Source organism: Sphingobacterium sp. GVS05A (assembly GCF_019969845.1).
Lineage (GTDB): Bacteria > Bacteroidota > Bacteroidia > Sphingobacteriales > Sphingobacteriaceae > Sphingobacterium.
Genome location: NZ_JAHXYR010000005.1, coordinates 76,962 through 101,123 on the forward strand (window position 1 = coordinate 76,962; position 24,162 = coordinate 101,123).

At 36.7% G+C, this 24,162-nt stretch carries 15 protein-coding genes; 8 read left to right on the top strand and 7 right to left on the bottom strand.

The window, feature by feature from the left end; genetic code table 11:
- Positions 1-107: 107 nt before the first annotated feature.
- The 8 genes from LC454_RS13800 to LC454_RS13835 all read left to right on the top strand — a co-directional run bounded on the left by LC454_RS13800 (position 108) and on the right by LC454_RS13835 (position 11,134).
- Positions 108-875, top strand: a complete 768-nt coding sequence (locus LC454_RS13800) for a hypothetical protein (RefSeq protein ID WP_223583077.1) — start codon at positions 108-110, stop codon at positions 873-875.
- Complete coding sequence (locus LC454_RS13805) at positions 862-1,095, top strand: DUF2798 domain-containing protein (protein ID WP_223583078.1); 234 nt, start codon at positions 862-864, stop codon at positions 1,093-1,095. The genes LC454_RS13800 and LC454_RS13805 overlap by 14 nt, the downstream gene beginning before the upstream one ends.
- A 457-nt stretch (positions 1,096-1,552) precedes the next feature.
- Entirely contained in the window at positions 1,553-2,272 is a 720-nt protein-coding gene (locus LC454_RS13810; RefSeq protein ID WP_223583079.1) for a right-handed parallel beta-helix repeat-containing protein, read from the top strand.
- A gap of 560 nt (positions 2,273-2,832) precedes the next feature.
- Entirely contained in the window at positions 2,833-3,606 is a 774-nt protein-coding gene (locus LC454_RS13815; protein WP_223583080.1) for a hypothetical protein, read from the top strand.
- 106 nt (positions 3,607-3,712) lie between these two features.
- On the top strand, positions 3,713-4,759 hold the full coding sequence (locus tag LC454_RS13820; protein WP_223583081.1) for a putative phage abortive infection protein: 1,047 nt from the start codon (positions 3,713-3,715) through the stop codon (positions 4,757-4,759).
- Positions 4,760-5,005: 246 nt separating this feature from the next.
- Positions 5,006-6,142: a hypothetical protein gene (locus LC454_RS13825; protein ID WP_223583082.1), complete on the top strand. Its 1,137-nt coding sequence runs from the start codon at positions 5,006-5,008 to the stop codon at positions 6,140-6,142.
- A 3-nt stretch (positions 6,143-6,145) separates the two neighbouring features.
- Entirely contained in the window at positions 6,146-8,182 is a 2,037-nt protein-coding gene (locus LC454_RS13830; RefSeq protein WP_223583083.1) for a phospholipase D-like domain-containing protein, read from the top strand.
- On the top strand, positions 8,183-11,134 hold the full coding sequence (locus tag LC454_RS13835; protein WP_223583084.1) for a DEAD/DEAH box helicase: 2,952 nt from the start codon (positions 8,183-8,185) through the stop codon (positions 11,132-11,134). It begins immediately after the preceding gene.
- A 618-nt stretch (positions 11,135-11,752) separates the two neighbouring features.
- Here the strand turns inward: LC454_RS13835 and LC454_RS13840 are convergent.
- The 7 genes from LC454_RS13840 to LC454_RS13870 form a co-directional block, all read right to left on the bottom strand.
- Positions 11,753-13,300 carry a reverse transcriptase domain-containing protein gene (locus LC454_RS13840; protein ID WP_223583085.1) on the bottom strand — a complete coding sequence of 516 codons (1,548 nt, stop codon included), beginning with the start codon at positions 13,298-13,300 and terminating at the stop codon, positions 11,753-11,755.
- A gap of 345 nt (positions 13,301-13,645) precedes the next feature.
- Positions 13,646-16,852 carry a DEAD/DEAH box helicase family protein gene (locus LC454_RS13845; RefSeq protein WP_223583086.1) on the bottom strand — a complete coding sequence of 1,069 codons (3,207 nt, stop codon included), beginning with the start codon at positions 16,850-16,852 and terminating at the stop codon, positions 13,646-13,648.
- A 12-nt stretch (positions 16,853-16,864) separates the two neighbouring features.
- A complete protein-coding gene (locus LC454_RS13850) occupies positions 16,865-17,296 on the bottom strand; it encodes a hypothetical protein (RefSeq protein ID WP_223583087.1) in 432 nt (143 codons plus the stop codon).
- 1 nt (position 17,297) lies between these two features.
- Positions 17,298-17,735, bottom strand: a complete 438-nt coding sequence (locus LC454_RS13855) for a transcriptional regulator (protein ID WP_223583088.1) — start codon at positions 17,733-17,735, stop codon at positions 17,298-17,300.
- Between the two features lies 1 nt (position 17,736).
- Positions 17,737-18,258 carry a hypothetical protein gene (locus tag LC454_RS13860; protein ID WP_223583089.1) on the bottom strand — a complete coding sequence of 174 codons (522 nt, stop codon included), beginning with the start codon at positions 18,256-18,258 and terminating at the stop codon, positions 17,737-17,739.
- A 36-nt stretch (positions 18,259-18,294) separates the two neighbouring features.
- Complete coding sequence (locus LC454_RS13865) at positions 18,295-21,297, bottom strand: site-specific DNA-methyltransferase (protein WP_223583090.1); 3,003 nt, start codon at positions 21,295-21,297, stop codon at positions 18,295-18,297.
- Positions 21,298-21,305: 8 nt separating this feature from the next.
- Entirely contained in the window at positions 21,306-24,149 is a 2,844-nt protein-coding gene (locus LC454_RS13870) for an SNF2-related protein (RefSeq protein WP_223583091.1), read from the bottom strand.
- Between the last annotated feature and the right edge of the window lie 13 nt (positions 24,150-24,162).

Here is a 24,162-nt window from a genome sequence, read left to right on the forward strand (position 1 = left end):
GTTACATAGGGATAATATTATCCCCATACCAATATTTTTACCTCTATTTTTTCACATCTATCCGGTCAGTAATTTTGTCACTAACAATTCATCATAATAATTAAAAAATGGAATTATCAAATAGAGACAAAGCCGAAGCTATACAAAACAGCATCGAAACTGAAACATTATCCCAAGTAGGATTGATCAATCCACATTCTTATAAGCAACACAATCCACATGTTGCGACAGGTTTGCAGGCCATTTTGGACTTACATGATCAAATGCCCATGGATAAGGTTTACACCAATGTAGTTCGAAAATTTCAAGATGGCGATTTTGGATTTGTTCACGTTGACTATTTCCTTTTTGAACCCACGGTGGCTTTTGACATCCACCGGTTTGAAAACGGCGTCAGCGTTGAACATTGGGACAATCTTCAGGTCAATTCAAAAAAGTTGAATAAAAGTGGAAGGACAATGACAGACGGAAAGACCAAAGCACAGGACCATCACAAAACCGAGCTGAACAAAACCCTTGTAAAGCGTTATGTTAAAGACATCCTCATTGATAGACAGATTGAGTTGGTGTCAGATTATTTTAAGGGCGACGAATTGATTCAACATAATCCCGACATGGGTGACGGTGTGCAGGAGTTTCTCAGTACATTGGAGCAATGGGAGAGCGAAGGGAAGCCCCAGGTGTATAGCAAAATGCATAAAGTACTGGGAGAAGGAAATTTTGTTCTGGTATTGAGTGAAGGATTTTTTAAAGGCGAACATGTTGCATACTATGATTTGTATCGCGTTGAAAATGATAAAATTGTTGAACATTGGGACGTTATTGAACGAATACCCGGGCTTGAAAAACGCAAAAATGAGAATGGCAAATTCTAAAAAAGATAGAAGTTATAAACTCGTTAGCACTTTTTTTGTCGTTCTGCCGACAACTTTTATAATGTCAGCTTTATCCTGTTTTATGAAAGAAGAGGCAGTTGAAAATTGGACAGGAGTACTGTTTAAATCGTGGCTTATTTCATTGCCTGTTGTTTACGCCTGCGTATTGCTCTTATTGCCCCTCGCAAATAAATTGACGGGCAAGATTTTAGATAAGTAGATGTAAAATATAGCGCATCCCAAAAGGTAAATCTTGGGATGCGAATTAAGTGCAATGGCACCTTCCTTGAATCAACTTAATATGATTGGGGGAGATGACAGTTTTGCTCAGGATCCTCCGAAATGAACAATAGCTATTTCAGATAAAATACTTATCTTTATGTTAAGAAAGAGCATTCGTTGGTTTTGCAGCTAGTAGAATCGACAAAGTAGCCAAATTGCTTCCCTCTGCCGGTTCGAGGGAAGCTCTTTTTATTTATATCTCTTCCTCATACACGAGCTCAGCTTCAAAATTCTCAATAAAAATAGTCAGCTCATCGGAGGTAAGCCAGTGTATATATCGCTGCATAACGGGCCACTCGTATCGGCGATATATACACAATGAATGTAATAGCGTAGGTATCCGTGTCAGCGGCGATTGGTTCGGATTTAAGGGCACAGTAAACAGCTATGCGGACTTGGCATCACTTACGGGGTTAAATAAAGGTGATATATACAGCGTATCTTCCGAAGGACTATTATATACCTATTTAGATAACCAATTCCAGCAACAAGGGCAGGGACAGTCACAAGAGCTGTTAAAATGCAAGAATCTAGTGTTGAGCAATATCAGTATCAATAAAATTCAGACCACTGTCAATGGTGAGGGGGTAAGGGTACAGGGAGAAGCTTTCTGTTCACATGATGATATTACATTGTCCGATATTTATATTGGCAATAGTCAGAGCACCGGAATTTTGGCTACCTATTCCAATCGGATTACAGTTAACAATTTAAAGATTGATAAGATCAATACCTCTCGCGGAATGCAGTTTACGCTATGCAATGATATTCACGTACAGGGAGGTTACATCTCCAATATCGATAATTATGGAGCAGGCTTTACGGATTGCAAAGATGTACTTATTAGCAGTTTGAAGATTACAAACCCAGGTGTATCGGCTTTCTATTTTAATAATGCTACTGATGCGGTTAAAATAATAGGCTGTACTACTAGAGATAATAGGAACCCCAAGCTGATGACTAATTCGGTAATCGTTGAGTCTAACTTGCCCGCTCGGAATCCTAAATATATTATAGCGGATAATGATTTTGAGGATGCCGTTGGCAATAAAATTACGATGCAGAATAGTGTAATACAAGATCGTATGAAAATCTCTAACAATGTCGGTATTTAAGGTAAATAGAATGAATTATATCGTAAGATAAGGGGCAGATCTTGTTTTACAGTCAGGGTTTGATCAATTTTTCCTAGGAAATGATCAGTAGTTATTTAAGGTAACATACTTATCTTTAGGTATTGAAGAACCACACGTCGGTTTACGGTTAGTTCGACCAACAGATTCGCCAAATTGCTTCCCTCTGCCGGTTAGGAGGGAGGCTCTTTTTGTTTTACAGCGCTTTTTGTATTCTCAAATTGTGACGACTAAAGTATACATTAAATATTCTATTACTCGACCAGTCTAGTCCATAGTTATATTTTTACTCTATAGTGTAACTAAGTGAAGAAACTATAGGCTTTTACTTCTATAGGTGATATTGCTGTTCTTCAATATACTAAAGGTACTCTCGCAACTGAGAAATTTTAAGTCGTTTTTGAAACAAAACAAATGAAATATTTTTTTATCTTTAAAAGTCAGTTTTTAACTAAGTAAGCCATTTACTAACCATTTTAGTGTTTAAATAGATTTAAATAATTATGAAAAGTCTAATTTTTTCTTTGATAACTGGGATCCTAATGAGTTCGAATCTTGTTGCCCAGACTAAAAATAACAGGAATGATATTGATAATAAAATCAAAAAATTGAAAGCCCAAAGTGATAAAGATCGTTTATTAATTGATTCACTTATTCTTGTTAAAAATCAACTTGATATTGAAAATGCTTTATTAATTGAAAAAAAAATAGATTCGTTGAAACAGTTAAGGAATGAGGTACTTGGAAAAGATGAACATAAAAAAAATCCTAAATTGTCATTTGTAGTTGGAATAGGATATTCAAATTCTTTGAATACAGTGTATAATTCTCCAATAGTAAGCGACTACGACAATAAAGTAAAAATAGAAAAGGGACAAAAAGCAAGAATTTCTGCCAATTTTGGAATTGTTTACACGCCTTACAGCTATCTTATTACTGATCACGAAAATCCAGATGGTTATTCCGTACCCTGGGGTATATCATACGTAGCATTTTTTAACCCACTCTCTTTAGTAAGAAACTCAAATCTTGAAGAGAATTTTAACTTAGGAAATTTTGGATTAGGGGTGGGCTTTAAAACAGCTTCTGGTATCGGGATTTATGCTGTAGGAGAACTATTTTCCGTAAAACAGCCAAGAAAGTGGTTTATAGATGAATTTCAGAATGGAGATAAAGAATATAAAATTAATGGACAAATTCAGACCTCTTTTAATGAGTCGGATAATAAAATATTTACGAACAAGTTGATTCCATCTTTAGGAATTAAAATTTGCTATTCTTTTGATCTCATCAGAAGCTTTGCTACCTTAAAATAGTTGTTTGATAGTATCAATTATTGGTCAATTATATTATTCTTTATTACATTGAGGTTGGAATATAACCCTAGTCTTTAATAGTATCAGTAATACTTTAGCACTTTTTATGAAAAAAATAGATAAAAGAATTAAAGACATGTATGAGGTTTTTCATAATCATCTTATCATATTTTATAGCTCTATTAGTTTACTATTTTTCTTTTTTGTTTTTTTGATATATTTCAGAGCTCATTGGGGATATCTAGGTACCACTGAGGACCATACTAAATCTTTATCACCCAAAGACGTGATTAAATACCCACTTTCGGAAAAATTTGCTGATTCTATTAAGGATAGTGCGGAAATATTAAGTCAGAATGCCAATTTGATAATAGGAATAGTAACTGCTTTTGGAATAGTATTTACTTTGTTATTCCAACTAATAGAAAGTAAAAAGCAGAATTTCAGAACTAATTTTTTTGAATACCTTAAAATACATAGAGAGAATATACAGCAGATAGAAACACGTGGTAAAAGAGGTCATGATGCTTTCATTGACATATTAAATGAGCTAAATTATGTTTATACCAATTTTCCTTCAAATACGAATTCATATCAAGCTTATAGACTTGAGTGGTCATATCTATTTGTTTTCTTTGGATTAGGTAGAACGTCAACTCCAATTGTGAGAGAGTATATTCAGAAAAAATATCCTAGTTTTAACAATGAAGTTGATCAGGTTATTAATTATTTAACAGATTTAAAGTCAAAGTATACTGACCACAATTTTTCTAGTAAGATTAATGTTTTAGGATATACTTTTAGTGTTAGAGAGAGAAACTCTGAGCATAACTTAAAATGTATTTTAGATGGCCACCAATCTGATTTAGGCCATTATTATCGTCATTTGTATCAAACGATAACCTATATAGATGAATTTCCTACTCTTTATTTTTTTGAAAGATATAGTTATGCAAAAAATATTAGAGCACAATTTTCAAATCATTCAATTGCTCTTTTTATCATCAATGCATATTCTCCATTGGGAAATATTTGGATAAACGGGAAATTAATTGAAAAATATCATCTGATTAAAAATCTACCTGTTTCTCTACTTATCCCTTTTGGTAAAGATGTTAGAAAAGATTTTCCTAATATAGAATTTGAGATGTAGACGATTTTAATGTCTAATCTATGTGTGTTAGTATAATCTGAAATGATTATTTGGTTGAGTAATATTGCTAATAGCCGAATTATTAAATTGCGTACGTATTAGATCAAAAATACGTTATTTTGAAATCCAACCAGTGTATAGCATCATCTTTTAAATGTTGAAATTTTACGGTTTTCCGTTAAAATATATAATCAAAAATTACTTATTTTGCGCTAGCGTTATTTTATGGAACTAACCTATTGAGGCATGTATTTTTTGACTGAACAAGATCCTGACTATGTTATCAAGGGATCTAGAGATCCCCTTGGTTTCCAGGCGCTCTGGCAGCGTGTTGGACGAAAGCTTATTCCAGCGCTGTCAACAGTGTCTTCTAGTATTATTGATTTTCAGCTGTTATCATTTGCAACTTATCTGAAAAACGAGCTAAGGATGGATGAACTTCGGTATAGAAAGTTCCTTCTTCGTTTCGAAAAGGTTATGGCTGTCGTTCGTTTTAAGCTGGACAGCTCAAAGAGCTTTAATGGCATCGACAAGATCCGAAAGCTTGTCAACAGCAATGCAGACCTCCTAATTATTGACGATGACCCAATTTTAGTAAATCAACGAGCATATGGTATATGGGGCAAATATAATCGCCCATTTACCGACTCTCAGGTGGAAAATCATTCCTGTTTTAAGAAGATCCAGGAGGAAAAATTCATAAATAACCCAGAGCTCCAAAAATTGGTTTCAGATCTTTTGAAAGATGGAGAGATGCAGGTTAAAATAAAAGATTACCGCAGGTTTTATGACTTGATCACCATAACAACCAGCGAAGAGCGCAAATTATATCGGGAGCCCCTCCTTAGGGACAATGTGTCCAATTCTTTATTACAAGTATTAGATGCGCATCCCGATTTATCCTACCACCAAGGCTTATATCCATTTATTTCTGCAGTAAAGGATAAAACGGATAGTCAACAGCTTGCACATGTACTTGATGTTATCAAAAGAACTGAACAGATTCTTTGTCCTTTAAACCGCATATTTAGACATTTACAGACAAAGAGCATATGGGATAAAAAATCATTGGCCAGTGAGCAGCGTATCATCGATTTACAGAATCAAATAAGGATAGATATTGCCAATTTGGATACAGAGATCCAGTTGCTTTATGCAATCCTAAAATCACCTACACTTGATATGGTCCGTAAGTTGGTCGAAAAAAATATAGAAATAACAGGTAGACGGAAAACATTAGGATGGATGGCGTGGGAAGGGGATACACTTCAAGTGAACCATCAGGACGGAAGATTTGAAATTTATGATTTTGACCATGAAAGCAGCTATGATAATGGTTATTTTCTGAGTTCATACCAAAGTCTATATAATCAATTGAAATAACGAATGGAAAGCCATAAATTAAAAGATCAAATAGCAGACCATATCGCTGGATATCATGTTCAGGCCATACTCGTATATAGTTTTAACTTCGATCCTCAATTCTTTGAAAACTACGTGATGCCTATCTTCATAGACCAGGCAGAGTTTACCGATGTTGCCATATATAACAAAATCTTGTGGCGTCGGTATTTAAAAGAAGAAAGGATCCCCGATATTACCGTATATTGTGATTTTTATGCCAAAGACAGTAGCCAAGCGCCTGCATTAGGTTATGAAGTAAATTGTATACAGGTACCTGCGCAGGTTGGTAAAATCTGTAATTTTCACTCCAAAAATCTGTTTCTATTGCTCTCAAAGAAAGGAGAGCCAGCAATCTTTAAAAATCAAAAAGTAATAGTGTTAACAGGATCGGGCAACATCACACCTAGCGGTTGGTGCGACAATTTTGAAGTATTCGCTATTGACGAAATAATACCAGACAAAAGTAGGCCCAATCCGAAGACCAAAAATCAGTTGCGGACGATGATCTCAAGTATGAATAGATACAGTCTAAAGCAAGATTTAAGTGAAGCCGAACGGAAGATTGACCATTTTTTGAAATATGTAGATACACCATTTCCTGGCGATAATAAAGATTTAAGAAGAATATTTTATTATAGTAGCAATAATTCTTTTTCGAATTTTCTCCAAAATAATATCCATAGTGAGGATATCAAAAAAATAGAAATTATTTCACCTTATTTCAGCCCCAACACTAATCTGTTACAAATATTACAAAAACAATATCATAATGCTGATATTCACATCCTGGTGCCCAGACTGAGAAGCGATGAAGTGAGTATCAGCGAATCCAGCTTTAGAGAAATGCACCAAATGAATGTTTCTTGGTGTAATTGGTTTGATTATGATAAGGCAAAAGCAGTCCGAAATCAACATGCTAAAATTTACAGATTTCATGGACAGCAAAAGGTATACACAGTTGTAGGATCGGTTAATTTTACTGTTCCAGCCTGGGAAGCATTAGAAATTGGACATACTGGGATCATAGACCCAAAGAAAAATATTGGGAATGTCGAATCAGCAATAATGTATATTGAAAATCCAGCCAATACTAATACTTTATTGAGACCATTAAAGGAGAGCGAGCTCAATAATTTAAAATTTCAGCCTGTTCAAGATATTGAGGCCAACGATGGTAATGCGGGTGATCGTAATGCTCCCAATATTACTTTTTTGCTGAACTGGAAGGAGGGCGTTTTACTGTATGAAATCAAAGATAAGTGTAGAGGTCGAAAGATCGTTTTTGAAGATATTCTCGATCAAAAAGAACTTATAAATGCTAAACAAAAGCACCTATTAAACAGAATAGATCTACAATTTCTGAGTACCAATAGCATGATTCGTATCAAAGTCAGTCAAAACGGAGGCTGCCAGAGCTACGCGTATTATCCAATACAATTACATATTGAAAACAAACCGCTGGATCTCAGGATGTCAGCACTGCAGATTCTGGATTTTTGGAATTTTTTGGGAGATAGAGACAAACAACTCATAATGAGCGACCAGTTTTCTCAGCTTGTCACTGACAATTCGGGAATTATCAACGAGGCGAAATCAACATATACATCAGTTTTAAATCATATTGCCACCTATTTCAATGCATTGATCAAGTTGGAGGAGTATTTGTTTAATCAGGTGAAAGATAGGAAGTTGTTTATACAGGAGATTAATTATTATTTGTTGTCTGAAAATATTGATACGGTCATGTACTGCCTGTCTGCGCTAGAAAGACAAGTAAAGGAAGGGGAGTTCAAGACATTGTATTGGATGTTTATGCAGATTGCTGCACATAATTTATATGGTCAAGCCGAAGAGCATCCGCTGCTGAAACAAGACTGCTATGAGGAAATGCGAGCGAATATCAAGCGCGAAAAGAAAGCAATTATAAAGAAATCCAAGGCTTTAGCCGCTGAAATTCCGGGGCTGGAAGAAGAGCAAAAGTTGAGATGGTTTGAAGGTCAGATTAAAGACAAAAAGTAAATGCCTAAACATATCGATGAAATACGCGCGGTAATTGATTTAAATCCTAATAACGCGATAACCCAATTCATATGTGACCGCCAAATGCGGGTCATTCAGAGCGCCTTTAATTATCTGTCCAAATCAAACCAAAACAATATAATTTATATTGCTGATGAAGTAGGATTGGGTAAGACCTATATTGCTATGGGAATAATGGCCTTATTCCGGATTTTTGAACCCCGAGAATCTCATGTGGACATGGTGATTGTGCCCAAAGCTAATCTCCAGGATAAATGGTATAAAGAATTAGAGCTTTTTATGGCACTAAACTATCTGCCTCAATCAAAACGATCATCCGCCACCATAGAAACGGGAAGGTATTCTAATAAAATTCATACAAAGCTGGGGCAAATAGATGCTGAATATTCTTTTCATCTGTTGCGCATGAGTTCTTTCAGCAGCATATTGTCAAGTAGTAAAGAAGATTCTGAAGAAACTAGGTTATATCTAAAATCTCGTCTGCTGGATGATGTCTTTCAGCATGATTGCTACTGTCAAGATATTTTGGAGCAAGCTTGGAAAAAAGGCTATTTTCATAAAGAAAACAAAATTAAGTTAGGCAATCTGATCGCTTACCTTCTTAATTGCATGTCTATTCCAGTATCGTGTCTTGTCGTAGATGAAGCTCATTATTATAAAAAAGGAGCATCCATAGCGGACCCTTATTTATCGATTAGAAATCAGGTTACTTCCCGTTTTTTGGGAGCAGTAAAAGATCCAGATCTATTATCAGATTTTCCGGCTTTGGAAGGGCGAGTCAAGTTTCCGTTGGCCCAAAAAGTAATCTGTCTTTCAGCGACTCCAAAAGATGTCTGGATAGGTGAGATCAGAAATCAGCTGGATTGTTTTCTCCCCAGTCATGTGCTCTCCCATAGTTACTTCGATGAGGAGATTTTAAATAAACTACCCCATTTTTTGATCCGTGGCAATATGGAGTATACCATTAATTCAGCATCCATATCACGTAATCAGAGTAGGGAAGAGCATCGAAAAGGCAATGTTAACAAATCTGAAGTTCCCGAAATTCTATGTATAGAGGATAATGTTGACGGCCTATTCTGGCAGTTATTACAATACAAATCGTTGAAACATCTCCAAGTTAAAAATGGTGTAGCATTTGAGATCGGTATGCTTGCCGGTTTTGAAAGCTATTTGATAGATGTCAAAGGAAAAGGTAAGGAGGGGCAGAGCGATGTCGAGTATGATCTCCCCACCAATAGCCGTAAAAATAAAAGTGAAGATGAAGAAGTGATTCGGAATATTGTGGAATCTTATACCAAAACTTTTCCGGAAAAGCTGCCTCCCCATCCAAAACAGAGCAAATTTGAAACAGAGCTCTTACAACAAATGGGCACTCATGAAAAATCGTTAACTTTTGTGCGCAGGATACATACAGTGGGTGATATGGAAAGGAGATTACTTCATTCCTATGAGCGGGAAATTGTCATCAAACAGCAACTTAGTTTTAGCGGGAGATATAAGAAATTTGGGCAATCAAAAAAAGTGATCAACCTCATAGCGCGTTGGAAAGAGAAGGGGATTGATCTACAATCCTTTTATGAAAAATTTATAGCTCGATATGCTTTTAAGAAAAAATGGCGGCAGCTTACCTCCGATCATGGCAACTATGAAACCATCCTACAGTTAATAAAAAGATTTGCGTATAGCGAGTGGGAACTACAGCTGGGGCTGCTAAGAGAGATTGTCAACAAAGAACAAGAGGAAGATCAGAAAGTTTATCAGGCGGTATGTGATCATATTGTCCGCGGGCTGCAGAATGTTAGTTCATCTCTTGAAAGGCAGATTTTAGATCGGATGACAGCTTTATTTCCGGCTTATCTAAGCGACCTTCTAAATGAAGACGATGTTGAGAACACGCTCCAGTATAAGGAGGATACAGATCATTATTTTTTTAGTAAATACTTTTCAAAAGGCGAACCTGGATATTCCCTACGCCAGAAAATGTACCGCCAAAATTGGTTTGATTTGGATTTAGACGTATCCATCAACACATCTGGATTGGGCCATCTATCCCAACACAAACCAGAGAATAATACATCATTTCTTACCGATCTTTTACTACGGCATTGTAGCGGTGAGATGAGCCACTGGATTCAGGAACAGGAAGAAGAAAATCCAGATCCTGCTGATTTCTCAAAAGCAATCCAAACGTTAAATGCCATCTTGCGAAATATCATGCGTCATGGAACAGGATTATTGGCCGTTTTTGTTGCAAATAGCCATGATCAAAATTTTGCAGATAATATGTTAGAGCTGCTGGTACACAAGGATGCACCCTTTCATTTTGTCTTAACGGAAATCAAAACAATAATCAAGGATTTTAAGTTGCTATTAAATGTTAATTTTAGAAATAAGTCTGAACAGGAAATTAATGTCATGATGCGCTCATTAAGTCCTGTTATCGGTATCAGTGGTCAGAGTAGGCGTAACCGCAGTCTTGTCGCAGCTCAATTTCGCATGCCTGGATTTCCCTATGCACTGATTGCTACTGATATTTTGAGAGAAGGAGAGGATCTACATACCTATTGTCAGAATATCTACCACTATGGAGTAGCGTGGAATCCAAGTGACATGGAGCAGCGTACAGGTCGGATTGACCGTATCAATTCGATGAGCTTTCGTAAACTGAATACGAGCCAGGAGTTGAGCTTTCCCAATAAACTACATGTGTTTTACCCCTATTTAAGTCAATCTTTTGAGATCAATCAGGTTTCTAAATTGTTGACCAATATCAATCGGTTCACCGAAACTTTTAATACTATCGGTGAAAAACACAATTTTGACACCACAGCCAGTCTCGACGAGAAAATTACAGATAGCTCCCTGCCACCGCAAATAAAACATAAAATAGTTGCATTATATGATGTGGATAATTTTAAAACTGATTGAATTCAATTGAAATATAACAATTTGGTATAACTAAGTAATGATGCAGGTGGGGGGAGAACGCGTTAGCCATTTCGATGCGGATACCCTTCACAGAATTTATAGGATAGCGCTAATACTCCAGTTGTTATTAACACCGTTGCTTGCAATCTATAAAAATAAAAAAGTAACGATTTGAACAATATTTTCTATGAAATTAACAATAGCTATTTCAGATAACGTGCTTATCTTTATATAAAGAAAAACTACATATAGTTTGCGGCTAAGTAAACCAGCTCATTAGCCAATTGCTTCCCTCCGCCGGTTAGAGGGAAGCTCTTTTTGTCTTTTTTGCAGAAGCAGTGTTCGTCATTAAGGCAATAGAATGAGACAGATAGAAAGAGAAACGAACTTATTTTGTTTTTATAACGCTACTTTCTGGCTGTGGTATAATCGCTGTGCCACGATTCTACCACAACCTTCATTTATGCCGCGGCGGAAAGGGAGGGATTTGTATTTATTAGTGCCAAAAGTGCTGCACTCCAGATTACTGCATTCTTATTTGCCATTTACAAACGTTCTTGAACGTTAAACACACTAATCAAAGTTCTTTTTTATTTGTTACAATAATCAAAAAGTTATCTAAGACATTATCAGTTTGTTAAGCACAGTCCAGTGTCGCTTAACCTGCGTTCTAATTTTCGCCTCTTTAAATACACTATCAGCTTTATATACATAAGACAAAAAGTTTCCCCAATTATAACGTTCAGTTGGAATAAATTTCTCAGGATTGGATTTATCTCGAATATAAAGTCTTGTTCGTTTTGCACCCAAATGGCTATAACGCTTATACAATCTGTTTTTAAATAATTCTTGGGGCACACCATTGTATAATTTAGAAGCATAGTGTTTTCCTCTTCTCGTGCCCCGTTTCAGTTTCCTATAATAGCTAGAAAGACTAGCACTTTTTAATCGGACCGTACGGCCATCAAATTCAAATCCTAAATAGGTCAGCTTCTTATTATAGTTTATGTCTGCGGTAAACTCCTGCCCCAAAAAAATACCATCCGCTTCCCTTTGCAAATGAAAGGTTTGCGTCTTTTTTTCTTGGATTTCTAATTTGCGTTCTTTGATTGCATCATATACATTATTTCTAATATCAACGTAATCATCTCTGGAACACACAATAATAATATCATCGCAATAACGGCGATATAAACCATTAACACCAATTAACGTCGAAATTGTTTCATCAAACGGTATCATATATATGTTCGATAATAAGGCACTTATCGGTGTACCTTGCGGGATACCAAAATTTCGAACAATCTTTTCGCCCTTTTCGTTTAATTTAAACTCGCCATCATCATTAACTTGATAACGCTTACTTTTTATCAAATCTTTACTATTTTTAAAAAAATCCTGAGTTAAACAAAATGATACAGCATTTTGATTCCGTAAGTATTTTATCGCAGAGACACGTTTAGATCGACGCCCTAATGTTTTACCAACATTATCCTTTTTTTCTGTAATTATTTGATCTTGGTATCTAGTGAACAACTCAACTAGCTCTACATAATTAAAACGAGTTACACTTTTGTATATATTAAAATGAGCAGGGGCAAGTTTACGAACGTTTAATAGTTTACACCATTCTTCGAGCAATAGCTTGTGGTTTAGATTATCAAAAAAACTCGATACATCAAATGTCATAACAACAAATTGATCATGATCAAAATGGACAATATAATCAAATACTTCTTTCGCAAAATCAATGGTACATTTATTAGCTTGTGTAAGTCTCTTAGAAGAGTTAACGGGTATTTGACGATAAGCTAATACAGTTTCTTGAAAAGAAGCTGTTGAAAGGAATCGTTCGTAGCGGTCATTTATCTCCTGTGTATAATAACTATATATGGCAGAATCCAAATGACTTGCATAATATAACTCCCGCGGCTTAACACTGGCAACGCGTAATCCTTCATTTAGGACTATGCCCGTATTTTCACAATATTGTTTACGAAATCTCCGAACTTTTGAAGTTCTATGGATAAAAGGTAAGAAAGAGTGTGTAGACGTCTTGGTCTGAATATAGTTTAAGACCCAGGAGCGGTCCGACATTGTTAATGGAAAACCTATATGTGGGTATCGTTTCAATTTAAACCAATCTTTCTTCTTTTTCTCTTTCATACAAAAAATAATAAAAGTGGGCAGCCCCGTTGGAGCATTCTGATAGAGCTCTACATGCATATATCGACTCTGTTAGGTAAACCTAATTTTGCCGCTCCTCTATCTGGGTAGTTCAATATTATACCTATATTGCGAAATGATGATAAACACCACTAAACAACAGAAGCTCGAGATTCCTTTATGGGTATCAGTTCTAGTATTGGGATTTGTTCTCCTAGCTAGTAACTTTATTCCAGGGATTCCTTTGATATTAGAAATTACCTAAACTAAAATGTTTTGGGTTACCCCGCAATTTCAGCAAAAAACAGAAAACGTAGAACTCAACGATTACTGCCCACTAATTTTTTACAGCAATATACTCGCTATATAACTATTTGCATTTTCCTTTTGGAAATAAACATGCGCTTTGTTAAAATCTTCAATACTCAATGTATCTTTCCATTGTACCTCCAGAAACGATGTATTTGAGACTATAAATGAATCCAACTCAATCTCAGCATTTGCAACCTGTGGTTGAATTTTCTCTTTCAATACTTTATGGAACTGTATTTTCGGGTCGTTGATTCCCCTAGAGTTACGAATTCCCTTTGGATCTATGAACTTGATCCGCTGCTTGTCACCCCTAATCATCCAAAGAATAAAATCAGGATAAAAGTTATTGCCCTCTGTAAAGAAACCCAATCCCTTTTTACTTTGATTGCGCAACACATGAATTTCTGTCTCATTCATGATGCTGGAATTCTTCGCGATGAAATCCATCAAATCGTCCAAAAATTGCTTTTCCGATGCGTCTAATGCTATAGGAGATACTTGAATTTGATTCTGATAATTTTTACCGACATACACCAGTGGTTTGTACAAGTGCAATAGGTTATCAAATGCACTCGCCTCCGTCGCAATTTGTATGCTTGAAAATGCCTGTTCTAATATCGTACTTTTCAATTCCTCGACTTTATTCTTGTATTGCTCAATATCCTCTTCCGTGTTCAACCGGAAATCATATTCCAATACAAAATTATCATCCGTACCATTCAACAAAACAGCCTCAACATGATCTGAATGAAATTGATTCTTGTAGAACAAGTAAAATTGCTCGATATACTTTTTCAATAATGTGATTGCCAATTCCTGCCAAATTAGGACATGGCTATATTGACTAAAACCTAATTTAGATTCCGGTATATAGAGCTTGTACCAAGCGTTTTCTTTTAATATCGTCTTCAATAGTGCTAAGTCAACTGCCAAATTGTAATAGCCTTTATCTGATTTAAAGTTCTGGATATTCAGGTAAATGGCATTCCAGTCCAGCATGGACAAATGACTTTCATTTAAATATCCTTGATACTTCGATATAGTTATTTTAGATGTACTTTTCTCCAACACATCAATCTTAGGATACCAATCGATCTCCACCAGTTTCCCGTTAAACAATTGCTCCTTGTATTCCAATGGAAGGATAACTTGCTTCTTGAAATTTTCTGAGTCTTTAACCGTGATCAGCTTCAGTTTATTCTGTTGGACGATTTCTTTTTGGACAGTTGGGACCTTGATCGTTATCCATGACGAATCATTGATCGGTAAGCCTTCCTCTTCCAAAAACTGTTTGAATTGTTCCATATAGTCGGCTTTAACGCCGAAAATCTGCAAAGTCTCCAAATGATGGAGCAAAGACCTGACTTCCTTTATATTGTTTGGTTTTTGATAGTCATCCAAACCGGTAGAACGTTTCAACGAAAAATCGTACCCTTTTAGCCGCACACCTCGTCCGAACAATTGAATAATCTGTGAACCCTCACTTTTCCCCACATTCATCAAGCCCATAGAAGAAACACGCCAAGACGACCAGCCTTCGGAGAATTTTTTTGAACCAATCAATAAATTAATGGTAGACGAATCGTCGTTTATTTGCTTGAATAAGGATTCCGAAAAATCTTTCTCTGTACTTAATACTTGATTATTTACAGCAAGCTGATATAAAGTCTTTTCGTCGCCTACATTGATCACACCAAAGTAATCGCTGTCTCCCACACGAATCCCCAACTCACCATCAGCACCTTTCAGATTATCTAGATACAGATTCGCACCAATAGTTGCGTTGTTAAAAACCAAGGTATTTATCTGGGTAAAAATAGTCGCTGCATCCAAGCTTTGGGCAATCAAATAACTAAATGAAGTTTCAAAAATGGAATAACCATTCTTATCTACCAATCCGGCTTTATTGTGGATAACTGCATCAATGTTTTCAATCGATTCTGTTGGATGCTTGAGAAAATCCGTTAGGAAATAGATGATCTCCAGTACGTCAGACACATCTTTTCCTCCTTCTCTGCGGACAGCGTTGACTTTACCACCTACAAAAACCCAAAGCGGCTTGTGCAATAGAAAATCCCGTAGATTACTTTTTTGCTCTTTGAACAATAGCTGCTGTTGAAAGAAAGAAACCAGATTAGCTGTAAGATATAACTTTCTATACGTTTCATCATCCTGTTTGAGGTTCAGAATGCGGTAATCCTTCCCATAGCCGTCTTCATAAAAGTATTTGTAAGAATAGTCAAACAAGATACTTTTGGCATATTCTTGCGTAAATTCACTTTTCTTCGTTCCCGTTGCTGCATTGATAGCTTGGCCAAACGTGGCCGAATATTCAAAAGCAAATCCGGTCTCGCTCAATTTATCACGAAAACGCTTCCACGAATCGCCGGACATCCCACCATGACCTTCATCAATCAAAACCAAGTTATCGGTTTCAAAACTATCAACTGCTATTGTTTTATCGCCACTGTTCTCCGCCAATTTGGTGATTTCTAATACCTCGACTTGCTTGCCCGAGAACATTGTCGAATCATTCTTCGAGAAACCGTTGGCTCGGATGTCCGATTGTTTAAATTCCTCTAAATGTTGCTTGGACAGTCCTTCATTAGGTGTGATGAGTAACACTTTGTTTTGATGATGTTGATTGTACTGATTGGCATAATGCAGGTATTGCTTGATGTTCACATGCATAATTAATGTCTTGCCCGAACCCGTCGCATTCCAAAAAGCCAATTTGTTCAAGTCTTTCAGCTCAAATGGCTTCGCAAGAAATACATCTTTGGCCTTCTTACTCCCAAGCTTCGCGATTATCTCATATTGCTTCTGATTGAATGTAACCACATATTCATTCAGATCGGCCAAAAGCTTCACTTTGTTTTGGAAATATCTGTCCAAATATATTTCGGTGAACAATAGGGATAAATATTGAAAATACTTCCAAGTAATCTCTTCGCTACGTTTCTCGGATATTTGCCGGGTATGGCGAACAATGTTTTCATCATAAATTTGTAGCATTGTAGGCGTCAAATACTCCGAACCGTACAAATGACTAAGTAATGCCTGCAGATATTTTGTATTACCTTCTTCGGTATATCCTTCGTTCACAGAATACTTTAATTCGGCAAAAATCTCCACGAGCTTACCATTCTTCTTGCCCATGATTTTCTTGCCGATACTATCTATACCAAAAAGAGACAGCATGTATTTATTCAATACTAGTTTATCGTGGAAATTTGCCATATAATTATATGTTTAGATTTCTACAACGATATCGTCATTGAACATGTTATCGACATTGATTAGTCCGATCAAGAATTTATTGAACTCAGTATTCTTCGTATTAGCGTACAAAACTCCCCTCGCTGTTCCCGTAGCAACCATGGCTAAATGTTTTCCAAAGCCGCAAGGCAAAATCAATTTATCTTCTTGTAACAATTTACTGAACGTTTCTTCTTTAATTTCAAAATAACAGGTTATCTCTTGTTTTATTAAGGGGAGCTCATTTTTATTCAATAAAAACTCCATAGATACCGCAATCACATAGTTATCTATATCGACACCGAAGCCAAATCCAACCTGTTGCTGAATGGGGGCATCAACCACGAGCGTACCTTCAAAAACAGAAAACTGATTTTCCTCTACCTTTACAATTTTAAAACCAATCGGCAAGTTCTTTTTACTCATATTAATTAGCTATAGCGTACGGGTTTTCATAAACTGTATTCTCGTTCATTGTGATACGAGGCTCTAAGCGCTTTCGAGTAAAAGAAATAGAATACTCTTCTGAATGTGTGAACCTTAGCTCTTCCACAAGTTTTCTATCTTTCTTAGGAACAACAGCAATCAATTCCACACCCAAGACTTCACTTAAAACCACTAAAGTTTCTAAAGTGAAATTCTCATTTCCTTTCACCCATTTATTTACCTGCTGGGGAGATACTTCCATTCTTTCAGCTAAATCTTTTTGTTTCCAGCCCAATTCGTCCAATCGCTCTAAAATCTCAAAAGCAATTAGATTAGACAACTTGCTATATCTTTTATTAGCAAGCCTCGCCGTGGCTCTTTCTACCGTTTTAGTCTCTTCTTTAGAGACTAAAGCCAGAAATTTTTCCTTGTTAGTCATCTTAATCTTCGTTTAAAAATTCAAAAAATGAATCTTCATCAAAAATGTCTTTACTTTTTAAATAGTCTTTTGCACTGTTCAATTTGCTCAACTCTTCTTTGGTGTGCTCCCTATCCTCCATAAGATGATGAAGTTTAATCGCACCACCCGTTATTACAAAAGTATCATCATCTATCCGAATAGCATAAATCCTAAGATATGATTCTCTTCCTTTTTGTAAGGACAAAACTTTTACTTTATATTCTTGATTGTTTAGCGGTTTAAAAAACTGTGACAATGCTCTATCATCTGATTTAGTTATTTCAACTAATGTCTCATCGATTAAGATAGCATCATCCATTATTTGTTCTGAAACCTTTTTTACACTTTTATTTTCTGGAATATCGTTTTTATTTGTCTTAACAAAATCATAAATATATTCTGCATTGTACCATAGATCCATCAATCGATCATACTCATTATCCAGCTCTTTTTCATAATGGAAAGCAAATAATCTATATGCAAATATATTGACAATTTTCATTAAATCAACTTATAAGTTTATTTTTTCGCTAAGTCTTTACAATTCTGAGATATTAAACATCTGCTTGAAAAAGGTTTCTTCAATCAGTTTTACTTTAAACCTGTCTTCGCCCATCCGGAAATTCTCAAAATGGTGATCGCCGTTGATGTAGATCTGATCGAACTCTTGTGAGCGAAGCCCGTAGTACAACTTGCGGAATACCCGAATTATCTCTTCCTGCGTGGTAGTATCCAGATTACGCCAGATAATAAGTGTTTTCTCGCCAGTGCGGGTTTTGCCTTCCACTAGCTTGATGTCATTGACCCTCCGTACGCCATCGACATACATACCGATCAGGTAGTTAAATGTCTCGACCAAGTCGACCTTTTTCGGAACCAACTCATTGTTTTCCGTCACGTTCAATTGATAATCGAAAGGGTTACGGAATAGCTGTACATCGAATAAATGGTCTTTGGTCTCTACATCCAACATATAATGGAGCAAAAACTCCTCCTGCGCCGCCTCTGTAAACTGCAATAAAGCAACCTCATTCGCCTTCTTAATTTTCAGATTGTTCAGCGTGTCTTCGTAGCTTTCTAAGACTTGATATTTGAATAGCTGTGAGATTCCCTTTTTATCCTGTGGCTTTCCATTTTTCCACTTGTCTGAATAGATTACTTTTTGGACGCGGGGCTTGGTAACCGAATTGAAATATGTCCCCATCTCCACCAAAATATATTTGCGTTTACCTTGGTCTTCACGGTTGAGTTTTATCGTGGCGTGACCTGTGGTTCCGGAGCCAGCGAAGTAATCAAGGACAATATCATTATCAGCTATATTCAACACTTTTATAGTATCGGCAACCGCATAAATTGATTTTGGATAAGAAAAATTATCAACTGAATTGAAGATTTCCTTTATTAAATTTGTTCCATATGCAGTAGCGGAATATTCTTTCTTATCCCACCATGTAAGCGGTAAAATTCCTTCAGAATTCATTCTCGCTTTTGCATAAACTGTATAAATACCAAACCTATCTTTTCTTACAGTTAAATCGTCAGAATTTGACAACACTCTATCTAAGCCCCATTTCCATCTTCTCTCGATACCTTTGTCATCTATTGGGTACACAATATTTTCATTTGCTTTAGGCTCTTCCAGCAATAACCATTCACGATTAGATTCATCCCATTCAATCTTTGGAATTCTAAACTCTGAATCACTTACAAAAAACGGATAATACATTGACGGAGACTCTCTTTTCGTTCCACCATGCTTTCGAAAATTGACCCACTCGAAAACACCTACATTATCTTTTTCATCATATCTAGCAAGCTGTTTTTCATTTCTATCTAACCGTCCGACCTTTGATATTAAAGGTTGCCCATAAAAGATCCCATACTCATGAGCAATAGAAAAACCTTGACTAGTTGAACGTCCTGATGGATTATTGCGTATTGTAACAACACCTAATTCATTCTCTTTACCAAAAACATTGTCTAACAACAACTTCAATTTATCCTTCTCAAAGTCATCAATAGTTATGCAAATAATACCATTTTCTGTAAGTAAAGCTGGACTCTGTCTTACTCTGCCTTCAATTAAAGATAGCCATGATGAATCTCTAAAACTATTTTTATAAATTATTTCCGAAGCGGATGTATTATAAGGCGGATCAATATATATTCCTTGAATTTTTCCCTCATATTTCTCCTGCATCAGATTCAACGCTTGAAAATTTTCGGAATTCATCAACAAACCATTTGTTTCCTCATCCAGATTATCAAATTCGCCTATCAGCCGGTCTTTAAATTCTTCGGAAAAGAATTTGGTATCCAAGACAAGAAAAGGTTCGTTTTTCAACGCTTCGGCTCCGCTCAGCGTGACGTCGTATAATGCTTCCCACTCCTTTAATTGAGCTTCGTTAGCTACAATTTCTGCATAAAATTTCTCCGGGACACGATCTAACGTGATGCAGTAATCGGTACTAATCACAAATTTCTTTTTGAGCCATAGTTTCTTTTGGAAATCCTCTATCTGCGCCAAGAAAGCGATGATTTTGGTGGCTACCGTTTTCAGAGCTTTGATTTTTGATAGTTGTGCTGTGAAATAGGCCGGGTTTTCGGTGTTGATGTCGTCGATATACAGTACTTCGTTTTTGATATAGAAATCCAGTTCACGGCGTAGAAATCCACCCAGATCCTTATGGATAAAGTAATCAAAACTGTTTCGGGAGATAAAGTCGCTCAGGTGTTTTTCAATCAGCGTACGGTTTTTGTTTTTCTCTGTGGGAGCTTTGTCAAAAGCCAAAGCAAACGCAGCCGGTATGTTTGCCTGTATCATTTCAAGGGCCTGTTCTGCTAGATCAGCTTGTTTGACGTTTTTTTTATGTGGCTCATAGGTAAAGTTGATATACAGTTCATTATTGACCACTTCCAGCGCTTGCTGCTGGTATATGGCAAAACGACGCTCGGCATTACCTTGTGTTTTATTGTTGTTCTGCTCGGTAGAGGCTTCCTTGAGTTGGAAATACACCTTCTTTCCATCACGCAATTTGAAGGCGTAGTTCTTTAAATATTCGGATGTCTTGATGTAGTATTGATCGTGGTTTGCCCAGTGTAGTTTTACCTCTTCGCCTTCGTATGGAATGGCGTACACATCTTTTTTGTAGCGACGCATAGAGATAAAATCCCCTTCCTTGTAATACCGTTTGAAGAAACTCGCTAAATGGGAGAACACTTCTTGCTCCAAAGCGTTGGTATCGATGGAATTTTCCAATTTGCTTTTCAAAGCGATATAATTGGGAGCTGTTTCACGGGCTACACCTGCAGCATCCAGTGCTTTGCCCATGGTTTCCAGGTCCGACTGAAGTACCATACTATCTTTGGATTGCGCTGTTGCCAGTATGGATTTGATGTCTTTCGGCAATTGCCGATCGATAAAGTCCATCACTTGATCCCGTTTTTGGTTCATAATACGATAAATCCCAAAATCGAGATCCGCTTTATCCATCTCAAACAGTTCTTTAAGTACGTCTTGCAGTTTACTGTAATTACTCATTGTGTTCGTTAAATCAAGTCAAAGGAAATGGTAAATACCTCTTCCTCCGTAATCGTTCTGTTTAATTTGTTTTTGGCATCTTGGATCATTTGATCGCGCTCTTCGTTGATTTCATCCTCCCGATCAAACATCTCCCTTTTTAGTTTGCTTACTTTTCGTTTAGCTTTGGCTAAGTCTTCTTGCAGTTTCAATGCTTCGCTGGTAGCCAGGCCTTCCCGCATCGCTTCCCGGTCTATTTCTTTTTCAGCTTTTCGGGCCTCTTTTAATTCTCCTTCTAGGAAAGCAATCCTGTCATCTGCCCAGTTGTGAAATTTCTTGAATTCTCGTTGCATCAAGAAAGCATCCGCGTCCTCAAGATGTTTTAATCGTTGGCTTTTATTTTCCAGATGGATATTGTCGACAGACAAAGGATTTCCTTTATTGGAAACATCCACCCAAGAAGGCAATCCCAAAATAAAACGACAAATATCGTCATTTAAACATTCATTTGCCATAGTTACCCCCGAAAAAAGCAGTACACTATGTGTTTCTATCTCCGAACAAACTTCAAGGTTACTGATTTTGATTATCCCCGACTTCGATTTTAAATTATTGATGTCGCTATAACTTGCTTTGGATGAGCTAAGATCAAACCTAAGGTGGGCAAATGGTGTACGCTCCTTCTTTCCCTGTTGAATGAGTTTTTGCGCTATCGGTCCATTGACCAGAAAACGCTTGGCATCTTCACGGGATTTGTTCAAGGTATATTTTTCGCTATTGTCCAATACGAACGTGAAATCATCATAGAGGAATTGTGCCTTGTGGCGTAAGTAATAACGCGTGAGCTCCCAGAGCCATTTTTCAAATTTCTCAATGAATACTTTGGTTTCCGACAGAGTAATTTTAAGTTTTTCGATCACGCTTGCTTCAAAATTTTCAAAAAGCTTGGATTGGGTATGCCTTACTTTCTCGTCTATCTGGTCTTCAAACTCAGCTTGCAGCTTCGTAAAATGGCTTTCTATCTCTGTCTTGGTACGGCATTTTTTGTAGATCTCTATAATTCTTTTTTCGAAATCTACACCACTTTCTATGCTCCCCAGCACCTCATCCGAGGAGCCAAAAATACCTTCAAAAAGTTTAAACTTTTGTTCTAACAGCTCAAAAACTCGAGTTTCCACCGTATTTAACGCATTTAAAAAATTGACTACTACGACGTCATACTCCTGCCCGTAACGGTGGCATCGGCCGATCCGTTGCTCTACCCGCTGGGGATTCCAGGGAAGGTCGTAGTTGACGATCATACTGCAAAACTGCAGGTTGATGCCTTCTGCAGCCGCTTCCGTCGCGATCATAATAGCATATTGACTACTTTTAAACGCATCGACCAAAGCTTGACGAATATCCACGGCTTTGGAGCCTGTAAACTTTCCGACATTCTTGTCGTCCACCAACCAGTCTCTGTAAATCTGGTTCGATAAGGGATCCGTGTTATTGCCATTGAAAAGTAAAATCCTCCCAGCATATTTCTCCTTGGACAGGCGTTCAAAAAGATATTGTTGTGTGCGTGTGGATTCGGTAAAAATCAGGGCTTTTTCTTTTGCACCCAACTCATTTAATTTCTCAAATCCACGCTCTAAAGCCACTAAAAGTTTTTCGCCTTTTTCGTTATGCTGAATCCTGTTCGAAAGTAACAAAAATTCTTCTAATTGTTTGATTTCAGCCTCGATTGCTATCTTATCATCAATAGTAATTTCACCTATCTCATCCGTTTCACTTTCGTCGGTTTCGTCTATTTCATCATCCAGATTTTCGTATTCCTCCAAAAATAGCTTATACAAATCATCTTCTACAATTTTGGAGTTTTTTAAAATATCACGCAAGCGTTTGATTAATGCTTCCAATGTACGAGTAATGGCAAAAGTAGAAGAGCCTAACAATTTGAAGATAACCGACTGCATCAGATGTTTCTGAGCCGGAGGAAAAGCATAGGTTATCTCTTGTCTTAAATAGTTCAACACTTTTTCATAGAGCTCTTGTTCTTCTGGCATAGGCGTAAACTGTTGTGTTATCGGGATACGTTCACGATAATTTATAAACTCCTTTACATCTTTACGCAGGGTGCGATGCACGATATCACTTAGTCTTTCTTTTAATCCCTCAACATCTTTACTTCCAGATTCTAAAATATAATTTTGTCGAAAAGATTTAATGTCGCCAAATATCTCGGGGTCAATAAACGATACTAAGCCAAACAGTTCATCCAATCTGTTTTGCAAAGGAGTTGCCGTCAACAGTACCTTTTTAAATTCTCGAATGGCATTTTGAATAGTTTTTGCCGTTATATTTCCGTATTTATACGCATTTCGCAGATAATGTGCTTCGTCCAACACCACCAGATCCCAAGACGTCAACTGGATTTCTCCTGCTCTTTTTCGGGCAAATTGATAGCTACATATTTTGATGGTCGATTCATTGTCAAACGGATTCTTAATACCAGCGTTCGACTTTTTGTTATAGGAAATGTTATCGATGATTTCTGATTTTATTTGGAACTTATCTTCCATTTCATTCGCCCATTGTTTCCTTAATGAAGACGGGCAAATGATCAAGATTTTTCTTTTTCCTTCCGCCCATTTTTGACTAAGTAGAATACCAGCTTCTATGGTTTTTCCCAACCCAACTTCATCTGCTAGAATAGCTCCTTTAGAATATGGCGACTTAAACGCAAATAAGGCCGCTTCGACTTGGTGTGGATTCAATTCCAGTTTGGCGTCCATCAATGTTGCACCAAATTTTTCGGGACTATCTGCGGCAGCTTTCTTCGACAACTCAAAAGCAAAATATTTTGCTTGGTAAGAATTTATTATACTCATCTATTTCTTCGAA

What these genes read in the sequence shown, in the direction of transcription:
- LC454_RS13800 (WP_223583077.1), top strand. Translation starts at nt 108, where the DNA reads ATGGAATTATCAAATAGAGACAAAGCCGAAGCTATACAAAACAGCATC.
- LC454_RS13805 (WP_223583078.1), top strand. Translation starts at nt 862, where the DNA reads ATGGCAAATTCTAAAAAAGATAGAAGTTATAAACTCGTTAGCACTTTT.
- LC454_RS13815 (WP_223583080.1), top strand. Translation starts at nt 2,833, where the DNA reads ATGAGTTCGAATCTTGTTGCCCAGACTAAAAATAACAGGAATGATATT.
- LC454_RS13820 (WP_223583081.1), top strand. Translation starts at nt 3,713, where the DNA reads ATGAAAAAAATAGATAAAAGAATTAAAGACATGTATGAGGTTTTTCAT.
- LC454_RS13825 (WP_223583082.1), top strand. Translation starts at nt 5,006, where the DNA reads ATGTATTTTTTGACTGAACAAGATCCTGACTATGTTATCAAGGGATCT.
- LC454_RS13830 (WP_223583083.1), top strand. Translation starts at nt 6,146, where the DNA reads ATGGAAAGCCATAAATTAAAAGATCAAATAGCAGACCATATCGCTGGA.
- LC454_RS13835 (WP_223583084.1), top strand. Translation starts at nt 8,183, where the DNA reads ATGCCTAAACATATCGATGAAATACGCGCGGTAATTGATTTAAATCCT.
- LC454_RS13840 (WP_223583085.1), bottom strand. Translation starts at nt 13,300, where the DNA reads ATGAAAGAGAAAAAGAAGAAAGATTGGTTTAAATTGAAACGATACCCA.
- LC454_RS13845 (WP_223583086.1), bottom strand. Translation starts at nt 16,852, where the DNA reads ATGGCAAATTTCCACGATAAACTAGTATTGAATAAATACATGCTGTCT.
- LC454_RS13850 (WP_223583087.1), bottom strand. Translation starts at nt 17,296, where the DNA reads ATGAGTAAAAAGAACTTGCCGATTGGTTTTAAAATTGTAAAGGTAGAG.
- LC454_RS13855 (WP_223583088.1), bottom strand. Translation starts at nt 17,735, where the DNA reads ATGACTAACAAGGAAAAATTTCTGGCTTTAGTCTCTAAAGAAGAGACT.
- LC454_RS13860 (WP_223583089.1), bottom strand. Translation starts at nt 18,258, where the DNA reads ATGAAAATTGTCAATATATTTGCATATAGATTATTTGCTTTCCATTAT.
- LC454_RS13865 (WP_223583090.1), bottom strand. Translation starts at nt 21,297, where the DNA reads ATGAGTAATTACAGTAAACTGCAAGACGTACTTAAAGAACTGTTTGAG.
- LC454_RS13870 (WP_223583091.1), bottom strand. Translation starts at nt 24,149, where the DNA reads ATGAGTATAATAAATTCTTACCAAGCAAAATATTTTGCTTTTGAGTTG.